This window comes from Micromonospora sp. DT227 (assembly GCF_049841835.1).
Taxonomy (GTDB): domain Bacteria; phylum Actinomycetota; class Actinomycetes; order Mycobacteriales; family Micromonosporaceae; genus Micromonospora.
Window position 1 is genome coordinate 1,475,648 of sequence record NZ_JBNCLA010000001.1, and the last position, 23,092, is coordinate 1,498,739.

Annotated in this window: 18 protein-coding genes; 14 read left to right on the top strand and 4 right to left on the bottom strand. The window is 73.5% G+C overall.

Annotated elements, in window-relative coordinates; translation table 11 throughout:
- The first annotated feature begins 50 nt into the window (after positions 1–50).
- Positions 51–863, top strand: a complete 813-nt coding sequence (locus ACLQ2W_RS07650; protein ID WP_425785786.1) for a hypothetical protein — start codon at positions 51–53, stop codon at positions 861–863.
- A gap of 72 nt (positions 864–935) precedes the next feature.
- Here the strand turns inward: ACLQ2W_RS07650 and ppc are convergent, their stop codons facing one another.
- Positions 936–3,722 carry a phosphoenolpyruvate carboxylase gene (gene ppc, locus ACLQ2W_RS07655; RefSeq protein ID WP_425785787.1) on the bottom strand — a complete coding sequence of 929 codons (2,787 nt, stop codon included), beginning with the start codon at positions 3,720–3,722 and terminating at the stop codon, positions 936–938.
- Between the two features lie 124 nt (positions 3,723–3,846).
- Complete coding sequence (locus ACLQ2W_RS07660) at positions 3,847–4,881, bottom strand: hypothetical protein (protein WP_425785788.1); 1,035 nt, start codon at positions 4,879–4,881, stop codon at positions 3,847–3,849.
- A gap of 85 nt (positions 4,882–4,966) precedes the next feature.
- Here ACLQ2W_RS07660 and ACLQ2W_RS07665 point away from each other — a divergent pair, with 85 nt between their 5' ends.
- A complete protein-coding gene (locus ACLQ2W_RS07665; protein ID WP_425785789.1) occupies positions 4,967–6,007 on the top strand; it encodes a S66 family peptidase in 1,041 nt (346 codons plus the stop codon).
- A gap of 426 nt (positions 6,008–6,433) precedes the next feature.
- Here ACLQ2W_RS07665 and ACLQ2W_RS07670 read toward each other — a convergent pair whose 3' ends face one another.
- On the bottom strand, positions 6,434–7,342 hold the full coding sequence (locus tag ACLQ2W_RS07670; protein ID WP_425785790.1) for a cyclase family protein: 909 nt from the start codon (positions 7,340–7,342) through the stop codon (positions 6,434–6,436).
- 209 nt (positions 7,343–7,551) lie between these two features.
- Between ACLQ2W_RS07670 and mfd the strand changes: the two genes are divergently transcribed.
- The 5 genes from mfd to ACLQ2W_RS07695 all read left to right on the top strand — a co-directional run bounded on the left by mfd (position 7,552) and on the right by ACLQ2W_RS07695 (position 16,403).
- Positions 7,552–11,187: a transcription-repair coupling factor gene (gene mfd, locus ACLQ2W_RS07675; RefSeq protein WP_425785791.1), complete on the top strand. Its 3,636-nt coding sequence runs from the start codon at positions 7,552–7,554 to the stop codon at positions 11,185–11,187.
- A gap of 47 nt (positions 11,188–11,234) precedes the next feature.
- The gene (locus tag ACLQ2W_RS07680) at positions 11,235–11,990 is read left to right on the top strand and encodes a hypothetical protein (protein ID WP_425785792.1); all 756 of its coding nucleotides are present in this window, start codon (positions 11,235–11,237) and stop codon (positions 11,988–11,990) included.
- Positions 11,987–12,958 carry a nucleoside triphosphate pyrophosphohydrolase gene (locus tag ACLQ2W_RS07685; protein WP_425785793.1) on the top strand — a complete coding sequence of 324 codons (972 nt, stop codon included), beginning with the start codon at positions 11,987–11,989 and terminating at the stop codon, positions 12,956–12,958. Before ACLQ2W_RS07680 ends, ACLQ2W_RS07685 begins: the two co-directional genes overlap by 4 nt.
- A 117-nt stretch (positions 12,959–13,075) precedes the next feature.
- Positions 13,076–14,695, top strand: a complete 1,620-nt coding sequence (locus ACLQ2W_RS07690) for a DUF885 domain-containing protein (protein WP_425785794.1) — start codon at positions 13,076–13,078, stop codon at positions 14,693–14,695.
- A 166-nt stretch (positions 14,696–14,861) separates the two neighbouring features.
- Complete coding sequence (locus ACLQ2W_RS07695; RefSeq protein WP_425785795.1) at positions 14,862–16,403, top strand: RICIN domain-containing protein; 1,542 nt, start codon at positions 14,862–14,864, stop codon at positions 16,401–16,403.
- A gap of 55 nt (positions 16,404–16,458) precedes the next feature.
- On the opposite strand, the gene ACLQ2W_RS07700 is transcribed toward ACLQ2W_RS07695, so the two are convergent.
- Entirely contained in the window at positions 16,459–17,151 is a 693-nt protein-coding gene (locus tag ACLQ2W_RS07700) for a hypothetical protein (RefSeq protein WP_107162352.1), read from the bottom strand.
- Positions 17,152–17,363: 212 nt separating this feature from the next.
- On the opposite strand from ACLQ2W_RS07700, the gene eno reads away from it, so the two are divergent.
- From eno to ACLQ2W_RS07735, 7 genes are all read left to right on the top strand, one after another.
- A complete protein-coding gene (eno, locus tag ACLQ2W_RS07705) occupies positions 17,364–18,647 on the top strand; it encodes a phosphopyruvate hydratase (RefSeq protein WP_107162353.1) in 1,284 nt (427 codons plus the stop codon).
- A 29-nt stretch (positions 18,648–18,676) separates the two neighbouring features.
- The gene (locus ACLQ2W_RS07710) at positions 18,677–19,309 is read left to right on the top strand and encodes an FtsB family cell division protein (protein WP_425785796.1); all 633 of its coding nucleotides are present in this window, start codon (positions 18,677–18,679) and stop codon (positions 19,307–19,309) included.
- A 22-nt stretch (positions 19,310–19,331) separates the two neighbouring features.
- Positions 19,332–19,889 carry a DUF501 domain-containing protein gene (locus ACLQ2W_RS07715; protein WP_425785797.1) on the top strand — a complete coding sequence of 186 codons (558 nt, stop codon included), beginning with the start codon at positions 19,332–19,334 and terminating at the stop codon, positions 19,887–19,889.
- Position 19,890: 1 nt separating this feature from the next.
- Positions 19,891–20,403 carry an amino-acid N-acetyltransferase gene (locus tag ACLQ2W_RS07720; protein WP_405092441.1) on the top strand — a complete coding sequence of 171 codons (513 nt, stop codon included), beginning with the start codon at positions 19,891–19,893 and terminating at the stop codon, positions 20,401–20,403.
- A 42-nt stretch (positions 20,404–20,445) separates the two neighbouring features.
- Positions 20,446–21,375 carry an exopolyphosphatase gene (locus ACLQ2W_RS07725; protein ID WP_425786029.1) on the top strand — a complete coding sequence of 310 codons (930 nt, stop codon included), beginning with the start codon at positions 20,446–20,448 and terminating at the stop codon, positions 21,373–21,375.
- Between the two features lie 326 nt (positions 21,376–21,701).
- Positions 21,702–22,034, top strand: coding sequence for a PadR family transcriptional regulator (locus tag ACLQ2W_RS07730; RefSeq protein WP_396861218.1), 333 nt, complete (start codon positions 21,702–21,704; stop codon positions 22,032–22,034).
- Positions 22,031–23,062, top strand: coding sequence for an HAAS signaling domain-containing protein (locus ACLQ2W_RS07735; RefSeq protein WP_425785798.1), 1,032 nt, complete (start codon positions 22,031–22,033; stop codon positions 23,060–23,062). The genes ACLQ2W_RS07730 and ACLQ2W_RS07735 overlap by 4 nt, the downstream gene beginning before the upstream one ends.
- The last annotated feature ends 30 nt before the right edge of the window (positions 23,063–23,092 follow it).

The window sequence follows — 23,092 nt, forward strand, 5'->3', positions numbered from 1 at the left end:
AGAGCTTGCCAAACGGGTACGACGTGCGCGAGCTGGGTACCTTCGAGGTCATGGAAGGTGCCCTGTGGCTGTTCCTGGTCCTGATGCTCGGAGGTGCGTTCGTGTTCTGGCGGTGGGGGAGCAGGTCCCGGCGGGCCAACGAGATGGCGGACGCGCGGGCCGAGGCGCAGCGCTGGTACGAGCGGCTCGGCGGCCAGCTGATGAACCTGCACGGCGACGCCCCGGCGGTTCGGCAGGCGCTGGCCGACGCCGGTGAGCGCTACAACGCCGCCGGCTCGCAGCTCGAACAGGCGCGTACGCCGCACCAGTTCGCGTTGGCCCGGGAGACCGCGCTGGAGGGGCTGGCGTACATCCGGGCGGCGCGTACGGCGATGGGCATCGACCCGGGCCCGGAGCTGCCGCCGCTGGCCGCCGCCCGCGGGGTCGGCCAGCTCACCAAGGAGCGCGAGGTCAACGTGCAGGGCCAGACGTTCCGGGCCGGCCCGCAGCCGGGCAGCCACACGCCCTACTACTACCCGGGTGGGCACATGCAGGGCCGGCCGGTGCCGGCCGGCTGGTACTCCACCCCATGGTGGAAGACCGCGCTGGGCGCGGGCGCCGGGGTGCTCGGCGGCATGCTGATCGCGGACGCGCTCTTCTCGCCCGCGTTCGCCGACCCGGGCTACGGCTACGAGGCCGGCTACCAGGAGGGCTTCCAGGACGGCTTCGGCGACGGCCAGGACTACGGCGACCCGGGCGGCAACGACGTCGGCGGTCAGGGCGACTACGCCGGCGGCGACGTCGGCGGCCAGGGCGACTTCGGTGGCGGCGGGGACTTCGGTGGGGACTTCGGCGGCGGCGATTTCGGCGGCGGCGACTGGTAGCCCGCGCCGCTGGCGTTAACAGGGGCCCCCGCCTATGCGGAATGCGTTAAGCGGGGGCCCCTCCTTACCCGCTCAGCCGGTGTTGCGCATGCCGGCGGCGATGCCGTTGACGGTGGTCAGCAGCGCCCGCTCCAGCGCCGTACCGTCGTTCGGGGCGCGCCGGCCGCCGGGCGCGGTCGCCACCGCCCGCCCGGCGGCGCCGGACTCGCGGTACTGCCGCAGCAGCGCCACCTGGAGGTGGTGCAGCGGTTCGAGGTAGGTGTCCCGCACGGCGAGCGTGCGCTGGAGCACCGGTGAGTTCTCCAACAGGGCCGGCGAGCCGGTGATCGCCAGCACCTCCTGCTTGGTCAGCTCGTACTCCTCCTCGATCTTGTCGAAGATCGGGTGCAGCTTCTTCGGGACCAGCGTCTCCACGTAGCGGCGGGCGATGGTCAGGTCGGTCTTGGTCAGCATCATCTCGACGTTCGACAGGAACGTGCGGAAGAAGTGCCAGTTCCGGTTCATCTCGGCGAGCACGTCGGCCAGCCCGGCGGTGCGCGCGGCGGCCAGCCCGGAGCCGACGCCGAACCAGCCCGGCACGATCTGCCGGGTCTGCGTCCAGCCGAACACCCACGGGATGGCCCGCAGGCCGGACAGGCCCGCGCCGGTGTTCGGGCGCTTCGCCGGCCGGGAGCCGATGTTCAGCGCGCCGAGCAGCTCGGTCGGCGTGGAGGCCCAGAAGTAGGCCGGCAGGTCCGGGTCCTCGACCAGGGAGCGGTACGACCGGAACGCCGAGTCCGACACCACGTCCATCGCCGCGTCCCAGCGCTCCAGCATCTCGGCCGGCTGCCGGGGCGCGGTGTGCAGCAGCGTGGCCTGGAGCACGGCCGCCACGGTCAGTTCCAGGTTCTCCCGGGCCAGCGCCGGCAGCGTGTACTTGTCGGAGATGACCTCACCCTGCTCGGTCACCTTGATCGCGCCGTCCAGCGTGCCGTACGGCTGGGCCAGGATCGCCTCGTGGGTGGGGCCGCCGCCCCGACCGACAGTGCCGCCCCGACCGTGGAACAACCGCAGGTGTACGCCGTGCCGGGCGGCCACGTCGCGCAGCGCGCGCTGGGCCCGGTGGATGGACCACTGGCTGGTGGTGATGCCCGCCTCCTTGTTGGAGTCGGAGTAGCCCAGCATCACCTCCTGCACGTCGCCCCGGGCCGCCACCAGCGCCCGGTAGGCCGGCAGCGACAGCAGTTCGTCGAGCAGTTCGCCGCCGGTGTTCAGCTCGGCCGGCGTCTCCAGCAGCGGCACGATGCCGATCCGGGCCCGCCCGCTCTGCACGTCGACCAGGCCGGCCTCGCGGGCCAGCACCACCGCGGCGAGCACGTCGTCCACGCCCAGCGTCATCGAGATGATGTACGACTCGATGACCTCGGGACCGAACCGGTCCTGTGCCTCGCGGATCGCGGAGAACACGTCGAACGTCTTGCGGGCCGACTCGGTGAGCGGGCTGTCCTGGGTGGAGAGCGGCCGGCGGCCGGTCAGCTCGTCGGCGAGCAGCTTGGTGCGCTCCAGCCGGGTCAGCGACGGGTAGTCGGAGACCTCGCCGACCGTCTCGTAGAGCTGCGCCAGCACCTCGTGGTGCTTCTCGGCGTGCTCCCGGATGTCCATGGTGGCCAGGTGCAGCCCGAACGCGGAGACGGTACGGATGGTGGAGGCCAGCCGCCCGACGGCGGTGAGCTGGCCGGAGTTGCGGGCCAGCGAGGCGCGCAGCAGCTCCAGGTCGGCGATCAGCTCGGTCGCGCCCCGGTAGTCGCGGCCCGGCACGTGGCTGGTGCCGGCGCGCAGCCGCTCCCGGGTGTTGGCCAGCTTCGCCTTCACGCAGCGGGCCTTGAGGCGGTAGGGCTCCTCGGCGTTGACCCGGCGGAACCGGGGCGCCACCTCGGGCAGCGCGTCCAGGTCCTTCGCCAGGCTGGCGGAGAGGTCGAGCGAGACCGCGCGCAGCCGGCGGGAGACGCTGACCTCGCTGATCAGCTCGTCCATCGCCTTCTCGGTGGCCTCGATGCCGTGCTCGTGCTGGATGCGCAGCACCTCGCGGGTGACCGTCGGGGTGACGAACGGGTTGCCGTCGCGGTCGCCGCCGATCCAGGTGCCGAACGTCAGCGGGCGGGCCGTCGGCGACGTCTCCACACCGAGCGTGCGCAGCGTGTCGGCGAGGTCGTCGAGGACCTGCGGGGCGGCCTCGGCGTGCAGGTCGCGCAGGTAGTAGATGGCGTTGCGGGCCTCGTCGGTCGGGTCCGGCCGGTCGAGTCGCAGCTCGTCGGTCTGCCACATCAGGTCGAGCAGCTCGGCGAGGCGGCGGTTGGCCGGGCCCTCGTCGCTGGCGCCGTAGAGGATGGCGTTGGCGGTCTCGGCGTCCAGCTCGTCGGCGACCGCGCGCAGCTTGGACAGGATGGACCGGCGGGCCGCCTCGGTCGGGTGCGCGGTGAACACCGGGCGGACGGCGAGCCGGCGGGCCGCGGCGGCGATCTCCTCGGCCGGTACGCCACGCTCGGCGATCATCTTGGCCGCCTGGTCCAGCCAGCCGCCGTGGGTGGCGCGGCGCCGGCGCAGGTCGCGGGCGCGGTGCACCTGCTCGGTGATGTTCGCCAGGTGGAAGTAGGTGGAGAAGGCGCGGGCCAGCTTCGTGCCGGTGGTGACGTCGAGCCCGGCGAGGCGTTGCGCGGCGGCCGGCGCGTCGGAGCGGACCTGGGCGCGGATCTCCTCGACCAGGTCGAGCAGGGGGCGGCCCTCCTGGCGGGCCACGGTCTGCCCGAGCAGCGTGCCGAGGCGGCGGATGTCGGCCCGGAGAGCGGCGTCGGGGCCGTCGTGGTCGTGCTGGTCGGTCACGGGTGCGCTCCTTACGCGAGGACGAAGGACAGCGCTGTCCGACTCCCCTGGATGGTATCCGCGCGGGCCCCGGACGGAGGAGGGGGACGGCGTGATGATCTGCACTCTGGGACGTGCCGGCCGGTCACCTGTCGACGGCGGTGTGCCGCCCCGGGCCGGTCCGCGCGGCCCGCCGGCGGGCCCGGAACACCGTGGCGGTGAGCAGCCCGACCAGCCCGACGACCACCCAGACCAGCAGCCCGGTCAACGCCCAGCCGCCACCGCGCCAGTCGAAGTAGACGGCCGACTTGAGCAGGTCGGTGGCGAGCCCGGGCACGTTCCAGCGGTGCATCCCGCGCAGGAACGCGGGCAGGAACTCGGGCGCGTAGATGCCGCCGGAGCCCGGGTTGCCGAGCACCACCAGCAGCAGGATCACCAGGCCGGTGCCGAGCAGGCCGAGCCACGCCTGCACGGCCGCCGCCACCATCCCGGCCGCGAACGCGGCGAGCGCGCCGACCACCGCGATGGTGCCCACGTCGTGGTCGAACACGTCCAGCACCGGCCCGACCAGCACCGCCCCGATGGTGCCGAGCAGGATGGAGTGCACCGCGAGCGTGGCGATCCGCAGCCCGGCCCGGCGCAGCCCGCGCGGGCTGGTGCCGAGCGAGATGCCCAACGCGGTGGAGGCCAGGTAGCCGCCGAGCACCACGCCGACCGCCAGGTAGAACGGGACCAGGCCGCGCGGGTCGCCGCCGGACACCGGCACCTCGTCGGTGACCTGCAACGGCACCCCGGCCTGCTGGGCGGCCCGGGTGAACACGTCGGTGACCAGCTCGGTGGCGGCCGGCGCGCCGGCGCTGGCGGTGGCCAGGGTCAGTCCGCCCGGGGCGGAGCTGAGCACCGCGTACACCGATCGGTCGTTGAGGCCGTCGACGGCGCGGGCCTGACTGTCGTACCCGACGGGTTTGATGGTGTTCGTGCGGGCGCGGACGGCGGTCATCACGGCCTGCGCCTGCTGGTCGGAGGTCACCACGGCGACCGGCAGGTCGCGTGGTTCCGGCTTGTGCAGCGCGCCGACGTAGGCCGCGATGAACGCGCTGGCCAGCGCCAGGGTGCCGAGCACCAGCGCGGCGGTGCGCGGCAGCCAGTCCCGGGTCCGCAGCTCCGGCTCGTCGTCCACGCGCCCAGCCTATTGCCGGCATGTGCCCCATTTTTGCGGTTTCGCCGGGCGGAAATCGCTGGTGCCTGCCGATAGCGTTCGGATCATGACGACGCCGCGTTACCCCACCAAGCCGCAGCCGGGCGACCGGGTCGCGGTCGTCTCACCCTCCGCCGGCCTGCCGGGTCTCTTTCCCCACGTGTACGAGCTGGGCCTGCGCCGGCTCCGCGAGGAGCTGCACCTGGTGCCGGTGGAGTACCCGACCACCCGCGTGATGGGCGCCGACCCGCGCGACCGGGCCCGCGACCTGACCGCCGCGTTCGCCGACCCGACGATCACCGCGGTGCTGGCCACCGTCGGCGGGGACGACCTGATCACGGTCACCCCGTTCCTCGACGACGACGTGCTGCGCGCCAACCCGAAGCCGTACCTCGGCTACTCCGACAACACCAACGTGCTCAACCACCTGTACCGGCTGGGGATGGTGGCCTACCACGGCGGCTCGGTGCTGGTGCACCTCGGCCGGCCCGGCCGCCCGCACCCGCTGACGTTCGACTCGCTGCGCGCGGCGCTGTTCACCTCCGACTGGTACGACCTGACGCCGGCCGCCGAGTGGGGCGACGAGCCGCTCGACTGGCAGGACCCCACGACGCTGACCGAGGAGCCGCCGATGCTGCCCGGCGCGGGCTGGCGCTGGCACGGCCCGGCCCGGGTGGTGCGGGGCCGCACCTGGGGCGGCAACCTGGAGATCCTGCACTGGCTGGCGGCGGCCGACCGGGTGCCGTCCGCCGCCGAGCTGTCCGGCTCGGTGCTGCTGCTGGAGACCTCGCAGGAGATGCCGTCGGCGCAGGAGGTCTTCCGGATCGTGCGGAACCTGGGCGAGCGCGGCCTGCTGGCCGGCTTCCCGGCGATCGTGGTCGGCCGCCCCAAGGCGTGGGACTTCGGCCGGCCGCTGTCCGTCGCGGAGCGGGCCGCGTGGGGCGAGGCGCAGCGGGCGGCGGTCCTGCGGGCGATCGGTCCCTACGTCGACGACCCGGTGGTGGTCTTCGACGTCGACCTCGGCCACACCGACCCGCAGTTGATCATCCCGTACGGCGGCGAGATCCTGGTCGACGCCGTCGAGCGCCGGATCGCCGTGCGCTACTGACCCCGCACGAACACGCCGGCGCCGGGCGCGCCCTCGACGAGTCCTCGCGCCTTGAGCCAGCGCCTACCCCGCCACCTGACCCCGCCACCTGACCCCGCCAGCCGTCCACGCCGCCTGACCGCCGCCGGCATCACCTCGTCCGGTGATCATGAAGTTGGCGGCGCTCCGGGAGATCGACTTCGCCGCTAACTTCATGATCATTCGGCTTGTCCAGGGGAAGGCGGAGTTCGGCCCGTTCGGTTCGTCGACCTTGAGCTTGTGGTGCCGGGTCTCGGGCGCCCGTGACGGTTCACCGGACGCTCGACGGCAGAACCTCGCTGGCGTGCCCGGCGTTGATGACCTCGGCGATGCCGAAGGCGCTCGCCTGGGCGCCGCCAACATCATGGTGGAAACCCCGCTCAAGCGATCGACGGAAGCTGACGGCGGTCAGGCGTCGGTGGTGGCGAAGGCGCGGACTGGGAACGTGCCCATGCCGGCCACCCTCGGTGGGGCGGCGGTGAACCGGAAACCGGTGGACGGCAGCTCGGACAGGCCGGTCAGGTGCTCCACGATCGGGATGCCGGCGGCCAGCAGCGTGCTGTGTGCCGGGCGCTCACCGGGCGCGCCCGGGGTCATGTCGTCGATGTTGACCGAGTCGATGCCGACAAGCGTCGCGCCGGCCTCGACCAGCCAGGAAGCGCCGTCGCCGGTCAGGAACGGCGCGTCCTCGGTGGCGTACCGGTCGGTGCCGAAGTGCGTGTCCCAGCCGGTGTGCAGCAGCACCGCCCGCCCGGCCACCTCGTACGGGGCGAGCAGCAGGCGGTCCACCGCGCGGATCCCGGCGGGCACGCGTACCACCAGGCCGGGCAGGTCGGCCAGCCGGTCCAGGGGCACCCCGGCCAGGTCGGGACCGTCCGCGAAGCGGTGCGACGGCGTGTCGACGTACGTGCCGGTGTTGGCGATCATGTCGATGCGCCCGACGTGGAACTCGACGCCCGGGGCGTACCGCTGGCGGGAGGTCTCCCGGGTGAGCCAGTCGGTGATCCGCGGCCCCGGCCAGCCGGGCAGCGTGACCAGGCCGTCGGTGATCTCGTGGCTCAGCTCGACCAGCCGCCGCCCGTCGGTGGCCGGGACGGCGATGCCGCGTCCGCCCTTGTGCGGCTCCTCGACGACGGTCCGGTTGGTGATCCGCACCTCGCCGACCATCAGCAGCCCGAGGTGCCGGACCAGTAACGCGGCCAGCTCGTCGTCGGTAATCCCGGGGTCGGGCACGTCCAACCGGAACCCGTCGGTGCGCAGCCCGCCGCCGTTGACGAAGACCACCTCGGCGTCGAAGACCGCCCGATACTGACCCATCCACCCACCGCACCACGCCCCCTCCACCCCGTCAAGAAGCGCCGCAGATTCCCGGAAAGCGTGCCTATCCGCACCCCGATGGCCCCTCTTTCCGTGAATCCGCGCGCGACGGGGGGTGGGGGTGCGGCGGGGGATAGGCTCGACGGGTGCACCCCCCGTCCGGCTGGACGCGGGGTCGTCGTCGTGTCAAGCGCTGGAAGTGATCACTGATGCTCACCGGACTCTTCGCCGCCGCCCTGGCCGACCCCGGGCTGGCCCGGGCGCGTGACCTGGCGCGCTCCGGTGCCGCCCAGGTCGACGGTCTCGACCTCACCGCACCCGCCGCGCTGCGCCCGTTCGCGGTCGCGGCGGTGGCCGCCGACGAGCAGGGGGCCGGGCGGCCGGTGCTCGCGGTCACCGCCACCACCCGGGAGGCCGACGACCTGGTCTCGGCGCTGGGCAGCCTGCTGCCGCCGGAGCAGGTGGCGGTCTTCCCGTCCTGGGAGACGCTGCCGCACGAGCGGCTCTCGCCCCGCTCCGACACGGTCGGCCGGCGGCTGGCCGTGCTGCGCCGGCTGGCCCACCCCGACTCGGCCGACGCGCACGGGCGTACCGGGCCGCTGCGGGTGGTCGTCGCGCCGGTCCGGTCGCTGCTCCAGCCGCAGCTCAAGGGCCTCGGCGACCTGGAGCCGGTGCAGCTCGCCGCCGGCGAGGAGGCCGACCTGGAGGAGGTCGCCCGCCGCCTCACCGACATGGCGTACGCCCGGGTCGACCTGGTCACCAAGCGCGGCGAGTTCGCCGTGCGCGGCGGCATCCTGGACGTCTTCCCGCCCACCGACGAGCACCCGTCCCGGGTCGAGTTCTGGGGCGACGAGGTGGAGGAGATCCGCACCTTCGCGGTCGCCGACCAGCGCACCATCGAAGGGGTGGCGCAGCTCTGGGCGCCGCCCTGCCGTGAGCTGCTGCTCACCCCGGAGGTCCGGCAGCGGGCCGCCGCGCTCGCCGCCGAGCACCCCGAGCTGGCCGAGATCCTCGACAAGCTGGCCGAGGGCATCCCGGTCGAGGGGATGGAGTCGCTCGCGCCGGCGCTGATCGGCGACGACGCGCTGGAACTGCTCGTCGACTGCATGCCGGCCGGCACCCACGTGCTGCTCTGCGACCCGGAGCGCATCCGCACCCGGGCGCACGACCTGGTCCGTACCTCGGAGGAGTTCCTCCAGGCGAGCTGGGCCGCGGCCGCCGTCGGCGGCCAGGCCCCGGTCGACCTCGGCGCCGCCGCCTTCAAGACCCTGGCCGAGGTACGCACGCAGGCCCGCGCCCTGCGCCAGCCCTGGTGGACGCTCGCCCCGTTCGGCATGGTCGAAGAGGCCGCGCCGGCCCGGCAGCCCTGGGAGGACGCGCCGGCCGAGGTCGACGTCACGCCCGACGACGCCATCGCGGTGAGCCTGGCCGCCCAGCCGGCCCCGCTCTACCACGGCGAGACCGCCCGGCTGGTCGACGACCTGAAGCGCTGGGCCGGCGAGGGCTGGTCGATCGCGCTGGTGTTCGAGGGGCACGGTCCCGCCCAGCGGGCCGTCGAGGTGCTCCGCGACGCCGGCCTCGGCGCCCGGCTGGTGGCGGAGGTGCCGGCCGCGCCCGTCCCGGGTGAGCTGCTGGTCTCCTGCGGCTGCCTGACCGCCGGCTTCGTCGACGAGGCGTCCCGGTTCGTGCTGCTGACCGGCAACGACGTCACCGGCGGCCGGGGCACCTCCACCCGCGACATGCGCAAGATGCCCAGCCGGCGGCGCAACACCATCGACCCCCTCGAACTGCGGGCCGGCGACTTCGTGGTGCACGAGCAGCACGGCATCGGCCGCTACGTCGAGCTGGTGCAGCGCACCGTCAACGGCGCCAGCCGGGAATACCTGGTCATCGAGTACGCGGCGAGCAAGCGCGGCCAGCCCGGTGACCGCCTCTTCGTCCCCACCGACCAGCTCGACCAGCTCTCCCGCTACGTCGGCGGCGAGCAGCCGACGCTGCACAAGATGGGCGGCTCGGACTGGCAGAAGTCCAAGGCCCGGGCCCGCAAGGCGGTCCGCGAGATCGCCGCCCAGCTCATCCAGCTCTACGCGGCCCGGAAGGCGTCCAAGGGGCACAACTTCGGACCGGACACCCCGTGGCAGCGGGAGCTGGAGGACGCGTTCCCCTGGCAGGAGACGCCGGACCAGATGGCCGCCATCGAGGAGGTCAAGCGGGACATGGAGCAGACCGTCCCGATGGACCGGCTGATCTGCGGCGACGTCGGCTACGGCAAGACCGAGATCGCGGTCCGCGCGGCGTTCAAGGCGGTGCAGGACGGCAAGCAGGTGGCCGTGCTGGTGCCCACCACGCTGCTGGTGCAGCAGCACTACAACACGTTCGCCGAGCGGATGAGCCAGTTCCCGGTGAACATCCGGCAGCTCTCCCGGTTCCAGACCCCGAAGGAGTCCGAGCGGACGTTGGAGATGGTCGCCGAGGGCACCGTCGACATCGTCATCGGCACCCACCGGCTGCTCCAGGCCGCCACCCGGTTCAAGCAACTCGGGCTGGTCATCATCGACGAGGAGCAGCGCTTCGGCGTCGAGCACAAGGAGCACCTGAAGACGCTGCGCGCCTCGGTCGACGTGCTCGCCATGTCGGCCACCCCGATCCCGCGGACGCTGGAGATGGCGATCACCGGCATCCGGGAGATGTCCACCATCGCCACCCCGCCGGAGGAGCGGCACCCGGTGCTCACGTTCGTCGGGGCGTACGACGACCGGCAGGTGGCCGCGTCGGTCCACCGCGAGCTGCTCCGCGACGGGCAGGTGTTCTACCTGCACAACCGCGTCGAGTCGATCGACAAGGCGGCCCGCCGGATCCGTGAGCTGGTGCCCGAGGCCCGGGTCGCGGTGGCGCACGGGCAGATGGGCGAGGAGGCGCTGGAGAAGGTGATGGTCGGCTTCTGGGAGAAGGAGTTCGACGTCCTGGTCTGCACCACGATCGTGGAGTCCGGCATCGACATCCCGAACGCCAACACGCTGATCGTCGAGCGCGCCGACCTGCTCGGCCTGGCCCAGCTCCACCAGATCCGCGGTCGGGTCGGCCGGGGCCGGGAGCGCGCGTACGCGTATTTCCTCTACCCGCCGGAGAAGCCGCTCACCGAGAACGCGCACGAGCGGCTGGCCACCATCGCGCAGCACACCGAGCTGGGCGCCGGCATGTACGTGGCGATGAAGGACCTGGAGATCCGTGGCGCCGGCAACCTGCTCGGCGGCGAGCAGTCCGGCCACATCGAGGGCGTCGGCTTCGACCTGTACGTACGGATGGTCGGCGAGGCGGTGTCCGCGTTCAAGGGCGAGCACGCCGAGGAGGAGGTGGACGTCAAGATCGACCTGCCGATCGACGCGCACCTGCCGCACGACTACGTCGGCGTGGAACGGCTGCGGCTGGAGATGTACCGCAAGCTCGCCGAGGCCCGCGACGCCGAGCGGCTGCGCGAGGTGGTGGCCGAGATGACCGACCGGTACGGCGAGCCGCCCGCCCCGGTGCAGAACCTGGTCGCGGTGGCGAACTTCCGGCTGCTGGCCCGCCGCTACGGCCTGACCGACGTGTCGATGCAGGGCAAGCACATCCGGTTCGGCCCGCTGCCGCTGCCCGACTCGAAGCAGATGCGGCTCAAGCGCTACCACCCCGACTCGGTCTACAAGCAGGCGCTCGACCAGGTCAGCGTGCCCCGGCCGAGCACCCGACGGATCGGTGGCGAGCCGCTGCGCGACCAGGCGCTGTTGGAGTGGTGCGCGCAGCTTCTCAAGGACGTGTTGGGGGAACCGGCGGCGGCGCAGCCGGCCGGGGCGGGGGCGCGGTGAGGTGGGCGGCGTCACAGCCGGATACGGGGCGTGAGAGAGTGACCGTCATGCGTGCTCGCCGTCTTGTCGCCGTCGCCAGCGTGGCGGTCGGCCTCGTCGCCCTCTCCGGTTGCCGTACCGAGCCCGGGGTCGCCGCCTACGTCGGCGACACCCGCGTCACCGAGGATCGGGTCACCTCGATCCTCGACGAGGTCCGGGACGGCCTGTCCAGCCAGCCGGCCACCGCCGGTCAGGCCGACGCGTTGCTGCCGGCCCGGGACCAGGTGGTCGCCACCCTCGTGCTGTCGGACGTGTGCCGGGAACTCTCCGCCGACAAGGGCTACCAGCCGCAGGGCCAGGTGACGCCGGAGCAGGTCGCACAGCAGACCGGGCTGCCCGCCGGCGCGACGTACGCGAAGAAGGTGGCCGAGTTCTACACCTGCATGTCCGGCCTGCCGGCCGGCGAGCCGGCCGCCCCCACGGCCGAGGACCTGGCCACCGTGATCGCGGCCGGCCGGGCCGCCGGCGCCATCCCGCCGGACGTGAAGGACGCCGACGCGGCCAGCCAGCTCGACGGGCAGCAGCTCCGGTCCGCGCTGGCCACCCGCAAGGTCCTCGCCGACGCCATCGGCGGGTACGACGTCTCGGTCAACCCGCGCTACCGCCCGCTGGCGTTCCCGCTGCTCAGCTTCAAGGGCGACGTGCCGGCGGTGGCCGTGCCGCTGGGCGAGCCGGGCTCGTCGGTCACCGACGTCTCCACCCCGGAGCCGGAGACCGGTGAGTCGGTGCCGGTGATCGACCCGTCGGCGGCGCCCGGCGCATGACCGCGCGCATCATCCTGCTGGTCACCTCGCCCCGGCTGCCGGCCGGTCTGCTGACGTCGGCCGCCTGGGACGCCGTACGCTCCGCGCCGGTCCTCACCGGCGCGGAGAGCGAGCTGACCCGGGCGGTCCGGACGGCCGGCGCCGAGGTGCGCGTGGTGACCGAGGGCGCGACGCAGGCGCTGCTGGACGCCGCCGCGACCCAGGGCGGGGCGGTCTGGCTGGCCGGCCCGGCCGGCGACGAGGCGCTCGCCCGCGAGCTGGGGCTGCGGCTGGCCCGGCAGCCCGGCCTGGCCGAGTTGGAGCTGATGTACGGCTCGTGGGATCCACCGGGTGCCCGGCTGCTGGACGCGGTCGAGGTGATGGACCGGCTGGCCTCCCCGGGCGGTGACCCGTGGAAGCGGGCGCAGACGCACCGCAGCCTGGCCCCGTTCCTGCTGGAGGAGTGCTACGAGGCGTACGACGCGATCGGCGCCGACGACACCGACGCGCTGCGCGAGGAACTGGGTGACGTGCTGCTCCAGGTGCTGCTGCACGCCCGGCTCGCGGAGGACCTGCCGGAGGGGGAGAGCTGGACCGTCGACGACGTGGCCGGCGGCCTGGTCGACAAGATGGTGCGGCGCAACCCGCACGTGTTCGCCGGCGAGCAGGCCGGCTCGATCGAGGAGATCGAGGCGAACTGGGAGCGGATCAAACGGGCCGAGAAGACCCGTGACTCGGTGCTGGACGGCATCGCGCTGAGCCAGCCCGCGCTGGCCCTGGCCGCGAAGATCCTGGACCGCGCCGGCCGGGTGGGGCTGGCGGTGCCGCCGCCGCTGGCCGAGTCCCAGGTGGACGCGGAGGCGCGGCTCGGCGCGAGCCTGCTGGCCACCGTCGCGGCCGCCCGGCAGGCCGGCATCGACCCGGAGGCCGCGCTCCGCCGCGCCACCCTGGCGTACGCCGACGCGGTCCGCGCCGCCGAACGCCGGTGACCCCGCCGCCGATCTTGCACTTTCCGCCCCGACAAATCGGCTGAATCCGGCATCGGAGGGGCCGCAACTGCAAGATCGCGGGGGATGGGCGTCGGGGGTGATCGGTAGGGTGCGGGGATGGAAGCGTTTGGGGTGCTTGCGGAGCGGATCGTGGAGGCCGTGCTGGAGAGTCGGCCCGGGTTGGCGACCTCGGTCGGGGACCACCGCTACGACGACCGCCTGCCCGACCTCTCCGCCGACGCGCTCGCCGCCGACCGGGCAATGCTCCGGGACGCGGCCGACGCGCTCTCCGAGATCGACCCCGATGTGCTCGACACCGACGAGAGCGTCGACCACGCGCTGCTCAGCGCACTGGTCGACCGCGGGCTGTTCGAGGACTCCGAGATCCGCAGCCACGAGTGGGACCCACTGCGGCACAACCCGGGCCCGCTGCTGCACGCGTTGCTGGCCCGGCCGTACGCCCCGGTCGAGGAGCGGCTGACCCACCTGGCCGGGCGCCTCTCCGCCGTACCGGATGCGCTGGCCACCGCGCGCGCGACGCTGCGGGACATGCCGCGGGTCCACGCCGAGACGGCGGTCGGGCAGTTCACCGGCGCGGCGGCGCTGGTCCGCGACGAGGTGCCGGCACTGCTCGCCCAGGCGCCGGCGCTGCGCGACCGGGTGGGGCCGGCCGCCACCGCGGCGATCGCCGCGCTCGACGAGTTCGTGGCGTGGCTTCGGGCCGGGCTGGCGGCCGACGCCGGGCCGGGGCGCGACCCCCGGCTGGGCCGGCGGCGCTGGGAGGCGCGGCTGTGGCACACGCTCGACACCGAGCTGGGCGCCGCCGAGGTGCAGCGCCGCGCGTGGGCCAACCTCGACCGGGTCACCGACGAGATCCGCGCGGCGGCCGTCGAGCTGGTCGGCGGTCCGGCCGACGACGAGACGGTACGCCGCGCGCTGGACCTGCTGGCCGCCGAGCACCCGGACGACGCCACCATCGTCGGCCTCGCCGCCGGCACGCTCGACGACGCCACCGACTTCGTCCGCCACCACGACCTGGTCAGCCTCGTCGACGACCCGTGCGTGATCCAGGAGATGCCGCAGTTCGCGCGCGGCGTCGCGGTGGCCTACTGCGACTCGCCGGGCCCGCTGGAGACGGCCGACGTGCCGACGTTCTACTGCATCGCGCCCACCCCGGCGGACTGGCCGGCGCACCGGGTCGAGTCGTTCTACCGGGAGTACAACGACCACATGATCCGCAACCTGACCGTGCACGAGGCGATGCCCGGTCACTTCCTCCAGCTCGCGCACGCCCGCCGGTACGCCGGCCCGACCCGGGTGCGCGCGCTCACCGAGTCCGGCGTGTTCATCGAGGGCTGGGCGGTCTACACCGAGGAGCTGATGGCCGGGCTCGGCTTCGGCGGGCTGCCGGTGCGGTTGCAGCAGCTCAAGATGCAGCTCCGGATGACCATCAACGCGCTGCTCGACCAGCTTGTGCACTGCGACGACCTGCCCGAGGCCGAGGCGATGGCGTTGATGACCGGGCGCGGCTTCCAGGAGGAGGGCGAGGCGGCCGGCAAGTGGCGGCGGGCGCTGCTGACCTCCACCCAGCTCTCCACCTACTTCGTCGGCTACAGCGAGATGGCGGACATCGCCGCCGCCCGGCCGGCCGGCGTGCCGGCGCGCGACTGGCACGACGCGATGCTGTCGCACGACTGCCCGCCGCCGCGTCACCTGCGCACGCTGCTCGGCATCTGACACCCGCCCGCCGGTCGCGGGGGCCATATTCACCGCCGTCGTCCTCTAGGGTCGGCCGTGGCCGCTGATGGCCGGCAGTCGCGGCGGACAGCCGCGGGAAACGGGGGTTGTGGTGAGGCATGTCAACAGGAGACATCCGACCGGGTCGGGGGCGCGTGCCGGTCGGGTGACGACGCGGGGCCGGTCCTCGCGGCTGGTCGCGCTCGCCGGCCTGCTCGGCGCGGGAGTCCTGCTGCCGATGCCGGCGTCGGCGGTCAGCGGGGGCACCCCGGCGGACGCGTCGTACGGCTTCGTCGCCAAGGTGGACGTCGGGGCGCGGGCCTGCTCCGGCGTGCTGGTCGACCCGCACTGGGTGGCCACGGTGAGTGCGTGCTTCGCCGAGGACGGGCAGCCGGTGGCCGCCGGGCCGCCGCTGCGGGCCACGTCGGTGACGGTCGGCCGGATCGACCTGAGCACGACCGCCGGGCAGAGCCGGGCGGTGACCGAGCTGGTGCCGCATCCGGAGCGCAACCTGGTGCTGGCCCGGCTCGCCGCGGCGGTCACCGACGTCACCCCGGTGAAGCTCGGCGCGACCGTGCCGACCGTCGGTGAGACGCTCCAGGTGGCCGGGTTCGGCCGCACCGCCACCGAGTGGGTGCCGGACAAGCTCCACGCGGCGCCGTTCACGGTGCAGTCGGTGGGCGCGGCGACCACGCAGATCCTGGGGCAGAACCCGCAGCAGACGAGCACCTGCCGGGGCGACTCGGGCGGCCCGGCGCTGCGGCCGACGGCCGGCGGGCCGGAGCTGGTCGGGTTGCACAGCACGTCCTGGCAGAGCGGCTGTCTGGGGGAGACCGAGACCCGGCAGGGCTCGACCGAGACCCGGACCGACGACGTGGTGAGCTGGTTCAGCGCCTCGATCGTCGCCGCGCCGGACTGGCAGGCCGGTCGGGCGTTGCAGATCGCCAACGCGAACAACGGGAAGTGTCTCGCGGTCCCATCCGCCCGGACGGACCATGCCGCGTCGTACTGGAGCTGCGACACCCCGTACGCCGACCAGTTGTGGACGATGATCCCGCTCGACAGTGGCTACTTCCAGCTGAAGAACGCCAACAACGGCGAGTGTCTGGTGGCGCCCACCTGGGGCGGCGGCAACATCGTCTCCTACCCCTGCGGCAACTTCCCGGACCAGCAGTGGCGGATCACCACCGGCGCGTTGCAGAGCCAGCTCCAGAACCGCCGCGCCGGGCAGTGCCTCGTCGCCCCGTCCTGGGCGCCGAACGACGTGGTGCTCTACAACTGCGGCACCCCGGCGGACCAGTTCTGGATCCAGCGCGGCGTCGGTGGCGGCGGCACCGGTCAGGTCAAGGGACTGGCCGGCAAGTGCCTGGACATTCCCGGCGCCGCACCTGTCGACGGCACCCAGATGCAGCTCATGACCTGCGGCACGAGCCGGGGTCAGGTCTGGACCCAGAGCGGCGTCGCGCTGGCCGCCCTGGGCAAGTGCCTGGAGGTGCGGGGCAGCGGCACCGTGGACGGCACCGCCGTGCAGATCGCGCCCTGCACGGGCAAGGCGGCGCAGACCTGGGTCACCGCCGCCAACGGCGCGCTGCGCAACCCGAACGCGGACAAGTGCCTCGCCGTGCCGAACAACAACTCGGGCGACGGAACCAAGGTGATCATCTGGACCTGCCTGGGTAGCGCCGACCAGCGGTGGACGCTGCCCTGACGATCGGCCGGGGTCGTCGCCCGACCGGGGTCACCCCGGGCGGCGACCCCGGTGGTCAGGACGCCTTCGGGCGGCGGTCCACCACACCGGCGCCGGCCGGCACCGCGAACGCGCCGGCCTCGACCGTCTCGGTGTAGCGGCTCATGGTGAGCTCGGCCGGTTTGCCGTCGAGTGTGCCGGTGAAGCTGCCGAGCACCCCCTCGGTGGTGACGCAGGCGGTGAAGCGCTCCCCGGCGTCGGTGACGTCGATGCAGGTGGCGTGGTGCCCGGCCAGCGTGGTGTCGGTCTGTTTGATGACCGCCTGGGGCTCCAGCGCGGCGGCGGTGAGCAGCCGGATCACCGCCGGCGGGGTGACCAGCCCCTGCTTGCGCGCCTCGTCGTAGACGATCACCGACGGCTTGCCGGCGGTCAGCACCGGCGGGGACATGGTGCAGGAGGTGCGGGCGGTGGTGCTCGCGCACCGGGTCACCGCCTCCTGGGTCACCGTGATCTTGCCGCCGGGCCAGGCGTAGGTGGAGCGGAGCGGCTTCGCGGTCTGCGCGATCGAGGCGGTCCCGCCGCCGGTGAGCTGGTATTCCGCGGCCCAGGTCCGCTCCAGCGCCCGGTCCATCCGCGCGGCGAGGTCGTTGACCAGGTCGGCCCGTCCGAGCGCGACGTCCGCGTCGTCCAGGGCCTGACAGCCGGTGACCGAGAGCGACGCGATGACCGAGGCGGCGAGCACGCGGAGGGTCGTCGAAGCGGCAGGCATGATGCCCAGCCTTGTCGATCGACGCAACCTCTCGCAAACTCGTTGCCGGTTGACGACCGGTAAACCGGGAATGTCCGTCTCATTCGCTGCCCCGGGGTGCGCCCCGAGCGCCGTACCGGAGGGCGGGGACCGATACGCTGCGTTCAACACCTGCCTCAGCCGCACCGTCGCGGCCCACACCGGACCGGAACACACAAACGAGGAGCGACTCAGTGGCAACCATCGAGGGAATTGTCGCCCGAGAGATCCTGGACTCGCGGGGCAACCCGACGGTCGAGGTCGAGGTCGGGCTCGACGACGGCACGATCGCCCGCGCCGCGGTGCCGTCCGGCGCCTCCACCGGCGCCTTCGAGGCGGTCGAGCTGCGCGACGGCGACAAGGACCGCTACCTGGGCAAGGGTGTCGAGAAGGCGGTCGCGAACATCGAGGACCGGATCGTCGACCAGCTCATCGGCTACGAGGCCAGCGAGCAGCGGCTGATCGACCAGAAGATGATCGACATCGACGGCTCGGACAACAAGGGCGAGCTGGGCGCCAACGCCATCCTCGGCGTCTCCCTGGCCGTGGCGAAGGCCGCCGCCGGCAGCGCCGAGCTGAGCCTCTTCCGCTACCTGGGCGGCCCCAACGCGCACCTGCTCCCGGTGCCGATGATGAACATCCTCAACGGTGGCGCGCACGCCGACTCGAACGTCGACGTCCAGGAGTTCATGATCGCGCCGATCGGCGCGCCGACGTTCCGGGACGCGGTCCGCTCCGGCGCCGAGGTCTACCACGCGCTGAAGTCGGTGCTGAAGAAGAAGGGCCTGTCGACCGGCCTCGGCGACGAGGGCGGCTTCGCCCCGAACCTGCCCACCAACGCCGCCGCGCTGGACCTGATCGCCGAGGCGGTGGAGAAGGCCGGCTACCGGCTCGGCACCGACATCGTCTTCGCGCTCGACGTGGCCGCCACCGAGTTCTTCGACAACGGCTCCTACACGTTCGAGGGCAGCACCAAGAGCGCCGAGGAGATGAGCAACTACTACACCAAGCTCGCCGGCGACTACCCGATCGTCTCCATCGAGGACCCGCTCGCCGAGGACGACTGGAGCGGCTGGGCCACGCTCACCGCCGCGCTGGGCGACCGGATCCAGATCGTCGGTGACGACCTGTTCGTGACCAACCCGCAGCGCATCGCCCGGGGCATCGCCGAGCGGGCCGCCAACGCGGTGCTGGTCAAGGTCAACCAGATCGGCTCGCTCACCGAGACGCTGGACGCCGTGGACCTGGCCCACCGGGCCGGCTTCCGGTGCATGATGAGCCACCGCTCCGGCGAGACCGAGGACACTACCATCGCCGACCTGGCGGTCGCCACCGGCTGCGGTCAGATCAAGACCGGCGCGCCGGCCCGCTCCGACCGGGTCGCCAAGTACAACCAGCTCCTGCGGATCGAGGAGGAGCTGGCCGACGCGGCGCGGTACGCCGGCGCCGGCGCGTTCCCGCGTTACCGTTCGGCCTGAGGTCGACGCTCCGGGGGAGGGGTGTGACGATGCAGCAGCGCCGCACACCGGGTGGCCAGCGGCCCGCCCGTCGGCCGAGTCAGGCCGGCCGGGCGGGCGGGGGCCGGACCCGGTCCACGGCCCGCGACGGCGTCCGCGCGGAGGCGCGCACCGCCGGCCGGTCGCCCGGCGCGTCCCGCGTCACCGAGGGCGTACGCTCCGCGAACCGTCCGGGCGCGGCCCGGCGTACCGCGGCCGGCGGCACGGTCAAGCGGCTCACCGCACCCCAACCCCGGCGCTTCACCGGGCGCGCCACCGTGCTGTTCGCGGTGCTGATCGCGCTCGCCCTGGCGTACACCTATCCGGTCCGGGTCTACCTGGACCAGCAGACCGACATCGAGCGGATGGAGGGGTCCCAGGCGGCGCAGCGGGCGGAGATCGACCGGCTCACCGCCGAGGCGGCCAAGTGGAAGGACCCGGAGTACGTCAAGACGCAGGCCCGGGAACGGTTCTTCATGGGCAAGCCGGGGGAGACGCTGCTGGTGGTGCTCTCCGACCCGGACGGGGCCGCCAAGGACGCCGGCAAGGGCGCGAAGCCGGGGGCGCCGAGACCGCCCGACCCCTGGTACGACACGCTGTGGTCGAGCGTGCAGGCGGCGAACGCCGAGCGTCCCGACAAGTGAGCTACCTCGAAAGGCGCAACCCGTGAGCGTCGTACCACCGCAGGAGCCGGCGGCGGACTCCGTACCCCCGCCGGAACGCCGACCGGCCACCGAGGCCGACCTGGCCGTGGTGGCCGCGCAGCTCGGACGCCCGCCGCGCGGCACCCGGGCGGTGGCCCACCGGTGCCCGTGCGGCCTGCCCGACGTGGTGGAGACGACGCCCCGGCTGGCCGACGGCACGCCGTTCCCGACGCTGTTCTACCTGACCTGCCCGCGGGCCACCGCGGCGTGCAGCCGGCTGGAGTCGGCCGGGCTGATGAAGGAGATGGCCGACCGGCTCGCCGAGGACCCGGAGCTGGCGGCCCGTTACCGGGCCGCGCACGCCGACTACCTGGCCCGCCGCGACGCGATCGCCGAGGTGCCGGAGATCGCCGGCATCTCGGCCGGCGGGATGCCCGGGCGGGTGAAGTGCCTGCACGTGCACCTCGGCCACGCGTTGGCCGCCGGCCCCGGGGTGAACCCGTTCGGCGACGAGACGCTGGCGCTGGTGGAGAAGTGGTGGGCCGCCGGCCCCTGCGTGGACGTGCCCGCCGGGGAGTGAGATGACCACCGTCGACCAGGTCACGGTCCGCCGGGCCCGCACCGCCGACGTGCGCGGCATCCGCCGGCTGGTGGACACGTACACCGACGACCGGCGGCTGCTCAGCAAGGCCACCGTGACGCTCTACGAGGACGTGCAGGAGTTCCGGGTGGCGGTGACGCCGGACGGCACGGTGGTCGGCTGCGGCGCGCTGCACGTCATGTGGGAGGACCTGGCCGAGATCCGTACGGTCGCGGTCGACCCGTCCTGCCGGGGGCACCGGATCGGCCACCGGATCGTCGGTGAGCTGATCGACGCGGCCCGCGAGCTGGGCATCGCCCGGATCTTCGTGCTCACGTTCGAGACCGGCTTCTTCGGCGGGTTCGGCTTCTACGAGATCGACGGCGCCCCGGTGCCGCAGCCGGTCTACGAGCAGCTCCTGCGCTCCTACGACGAGGGTGTGGCCGAGTTCCTCGACCTGGAACGGGTCAAACCCAACACCCTGGGCAACACCCGCATGCTGCTGCGCCTCTGAGTCGCGTCGGGCTGCCGTAGGGTGGGCGCCGTGAGCGTGCGCGTGGGGGCCATCGACTGCGGGACCAACTCGATCCGACTGCTGATCGCGGACCTGCCCGATCCCTCCGCCGGGGCGGCGGCGCCGCTGACCGACGTCAGCCGGCGGATGGAGATCGTGCGGTTGGGGCAGGGCGTCGACCGGACGGGCACGCTGGCGCCGGAGGCGATCGAGCGGACCCGGGTGGCGCTCGCCGACTACGCGGCGGAGATCGAGAAGACAGGCGTCGAGCGGGTGCGCATGTGCGCCACCTCGGCGTCGCGCGACGCCTCCAACGCCGATGACTTCCGCGCGATGGTCGAGCGGACGCTCGGCGTACCGCCGGAGGTGGTGACCGGCGACGAGGAGGCCCGGCTGTCGTTCACCGGCGCGGTGCGCGGGCTGCCCGCCGACGCCGAACCGCCGTACCTGGTGGTCGACATCGGCGGTGGCTCGACCGAGTTCGTGGTCGGCACCCGCGCCGACGGCGTGCGCGGGGCGATCTCGGTGGACATCGGCTGCGTCCGGATGACCGAGCGGCACCTGCACGGCGATCCGCCCACGCCGGCCGAGATCGCCGCCGCCGAGGCGGACATCGCGGCGGCGGTGGACCGGGCGCTGGCCGCCGTCCCCGGCCGGGAGGCCGCCACGCTGGTCGGGCTCGCCGGTTCGGTCACCACCGTGGTCGCCCTGGCCGAAGGGCTCCGGGGGTACGACCCGAGCCGCATCCACCACGCCCGGGTCCCGTACGCGCGGGTCGCCGAGGTGACCGCCTACCTGCTCGGCGCCACCCGGGAACAGCGGCTGGCCGAGCCGGTGATGCACCCGGGCCGGGCGGACGTGATCGGCGCCGGCGCGCTGGTGCTGCGCGTGATCATGGAGCGGGCCGGCATGCCCTCGGTGGTCGCCTCCGAACACGACATCCTCGACGGCATCGCCTGGAGCCTCGCCTAGCCCCACCCTTCCGGGCCCCACCCTTCCGGGCCCCACCCGGCCTCCCCTCGCCGATCATGAAGCTAGCGGCGACAAATCGGACTCCCGGCCCCGCTAGCTTCATGATCGCCGGCCTGCTCCCACGTGACGGGCAAGCTCTCTCGCATCTCGGGAGCCGGGGAGATCTTGGAAGAAGAAGGCCCCTCCAGGGGTCGGTTCGCTCCAAGATTCGGACCGTGGAGTTGTCTGACCGCTTCGCCGGCTGGACCGCGCGCGGTCAGCGGCGATGACGCGAGCCGGTACGGCGTTGTTGACGGTATTACGTTATGCGCACTAGTGTGCGGAGCGTGGATACGACGCAGCTTCTCAAGGGTGTGCTCGATCTGGCGGTGCTGGCCGTGCTCAAGGACTCCGACGGCTACGGCTACGACATCCTCCGCCGGCTGCGCGAGGCCGGCCTCACCGAGGTCGGCGACGCCTCGGTCTACGGCACGTTGCGCCGGCTCTTCGCGGGCGGCCTGTTGACCACCTACGTGGTGCCCAGCGAATCCGGGCCGCACCGCAAGTACTACGCGCTGAACGCCGCCGGGCGGGACCAGCTCACCCGCTCCGGCAAGACCTGGCGCTCGTTCGCCACCACCATGGACGCACTGCTCGACGATCGGGGGATGGCGGCATGACCGTCACTGGGCAGGAGATCACGGACTACGTCGACCGGGTGCGGGCCGCGCTCGCCGACCTGCCGCCGACGCTCCGCGACGAGTTGACCGAGGACCTTCCGGAGCACCTCGCCGAGGTGGCCGCCGAGGGCGACGGCACGCTCGTCGACCGGCTCGGCGCGCCGGAGGCGTACGCGTTGGAGTTGCGCGCCGCGGCCGGCGCGGAGCCGGGCGGCCGACCGGCCCGCCTGCGTCGGCTGGCGTCCGCGCGGGACCGGGCCGCCACCCAGGTACGCCTGCTCGACCGTCAACTCGGCCCGCTGCTCGGGCACACCCGGGTGGCGGACTTCCTGCGCTCGCTGCGCCCGGCCTGGTGGCTGGTGCGCGGCTATCTGGCCGCGCTGCTCATCGGCGAGATGACGCGCAGCGGTCGGGCCGGCCTGCTACCCCGGCTCGACGACAGCCTGCTGGGCGGCCTGCTGCTGCTCACCGGCGCGGTCCTCGCGTCGCTGTGGCTCGGCCGTCGCTCCGGCGGCTTCACCGGGTGGCCGCGCCGGCTGCACCTGGTGGGCACCGCCGTGCTGGTGGTCTTCTCGTTCGCGGTGCTCGCCGACGTCGATCGCAACGCCGGCGAGGACGGTTACACCTCCTACCAGGAGGTCGCGGTCGACCGGCGGTACGACCGGATCGAGGACGTCTTCGTCTACGACCAGCAGGGGCGGCTCATCCGCGACGCCCAGCTCTTCGACCAGAACGGTGTGCCGATCCGGCTCGGCTGGCCGACCTGCCTCGACGCGTCCGGTGCCGTGCCGGCACCGCGCAACGCCTACCCGTACTGCCCGGAACTGGCCCCGTTCGGCCCGCCGGCCGTGACGCCGGCACCCGCCGCCCCGCCGGCCGTGACGCCGGCACCCGCCGCCCCGCCGGCCGTGACGCCGGCACCCGCCGCCCCGCCCACGGCCACCGACACGGCCTCGCCCTCCGGCCTCCCACCCGCGCCGGCGGCGACCGCCGCACCCGGCACACCAACGCCGACACCGACGCCCTGACTCCGGCCGCGTCCGGATGAACCGACAGGA

Coding starts and splice junctions, on each gene's coding strand:
- ACLQ2W_RS07710 (WP_425785796.1), top strand. CDS start 18,677: ATGCAGCAGCGCCGCACACCGGGTGGCCAGCGGCCCGCCCGTCGGCCG.
- mfd (WP_425785791.1), top strand. CDS start 7,552: ATGCTCACCGGACTCTTCGCCGCCGCCCTGGCCGACCCCGGGCTGGCC.
- ACLQ2W_RS07700 (WP_107162352.1), bottom strand. CDS start 17,151: ATGCCTGCCGCTTCGACGACCCTCCGCGTGCTCGCCGCCTCGGTCATC.
- ACLQ2W_RS07670 (WP_425785790.1), bottom strand. CDS start 7,342: ATGGGTCAGTATCGGGCGGTCTTCGACGCCGAGGTGGTCTTCGTCAAC.
- ACLQ2W_RS07680 (WP_425785792.1), top strand. CDS start 11,235: ATGCGTGCTCGCCGTCTTGTCGCCGTCGCCAGCGTGGCGGTCGGCCTC.
- ACLQ2W_RS07690 (WP_425785794.1), top strand. CDS start 13,076: ATGGAAGCGTTTGGGGTGCTTGCGGAGCGGATCGTGGAGGCCGTGCTG.
- ACLQ2W_RS07650 (WP_425785786.1), top strand. CDS start 51: ATGGAAGGTGCCCTGTGGCTGTTCCTGGTCCTGATGCTCGGAGGTGCG.
- ACLQ2W_RS07735 (WP_425785798.1), top strand. CDS start 22,031: ATGACCGTCACTGGGCAGGAGATCACGGACTACGTCGACCGGGTGCGG.
- ACLQ2W_RS07720 (WP_405092441.1), top strand. CDS start 19,891: ATGACCACCGTCGACCAGGTCACGGTCCGCCGGGCCCGCACCGCCGAC.
- ACLQ2W_RS07665 (WP_425785789.1), top strand. CDS start 4,967: ATGACGACGCCGCGTTACCCCACCAAGCCGCAGCCGGGCGACCGGGTC.
- ACLQ2W_RS07685 (WP_425785793.1), top strand. CDS start 11,987: ATGACCGCGCGCATCATCCTGCTGGTCACCTCGCCCCGGCTGCCGGCC.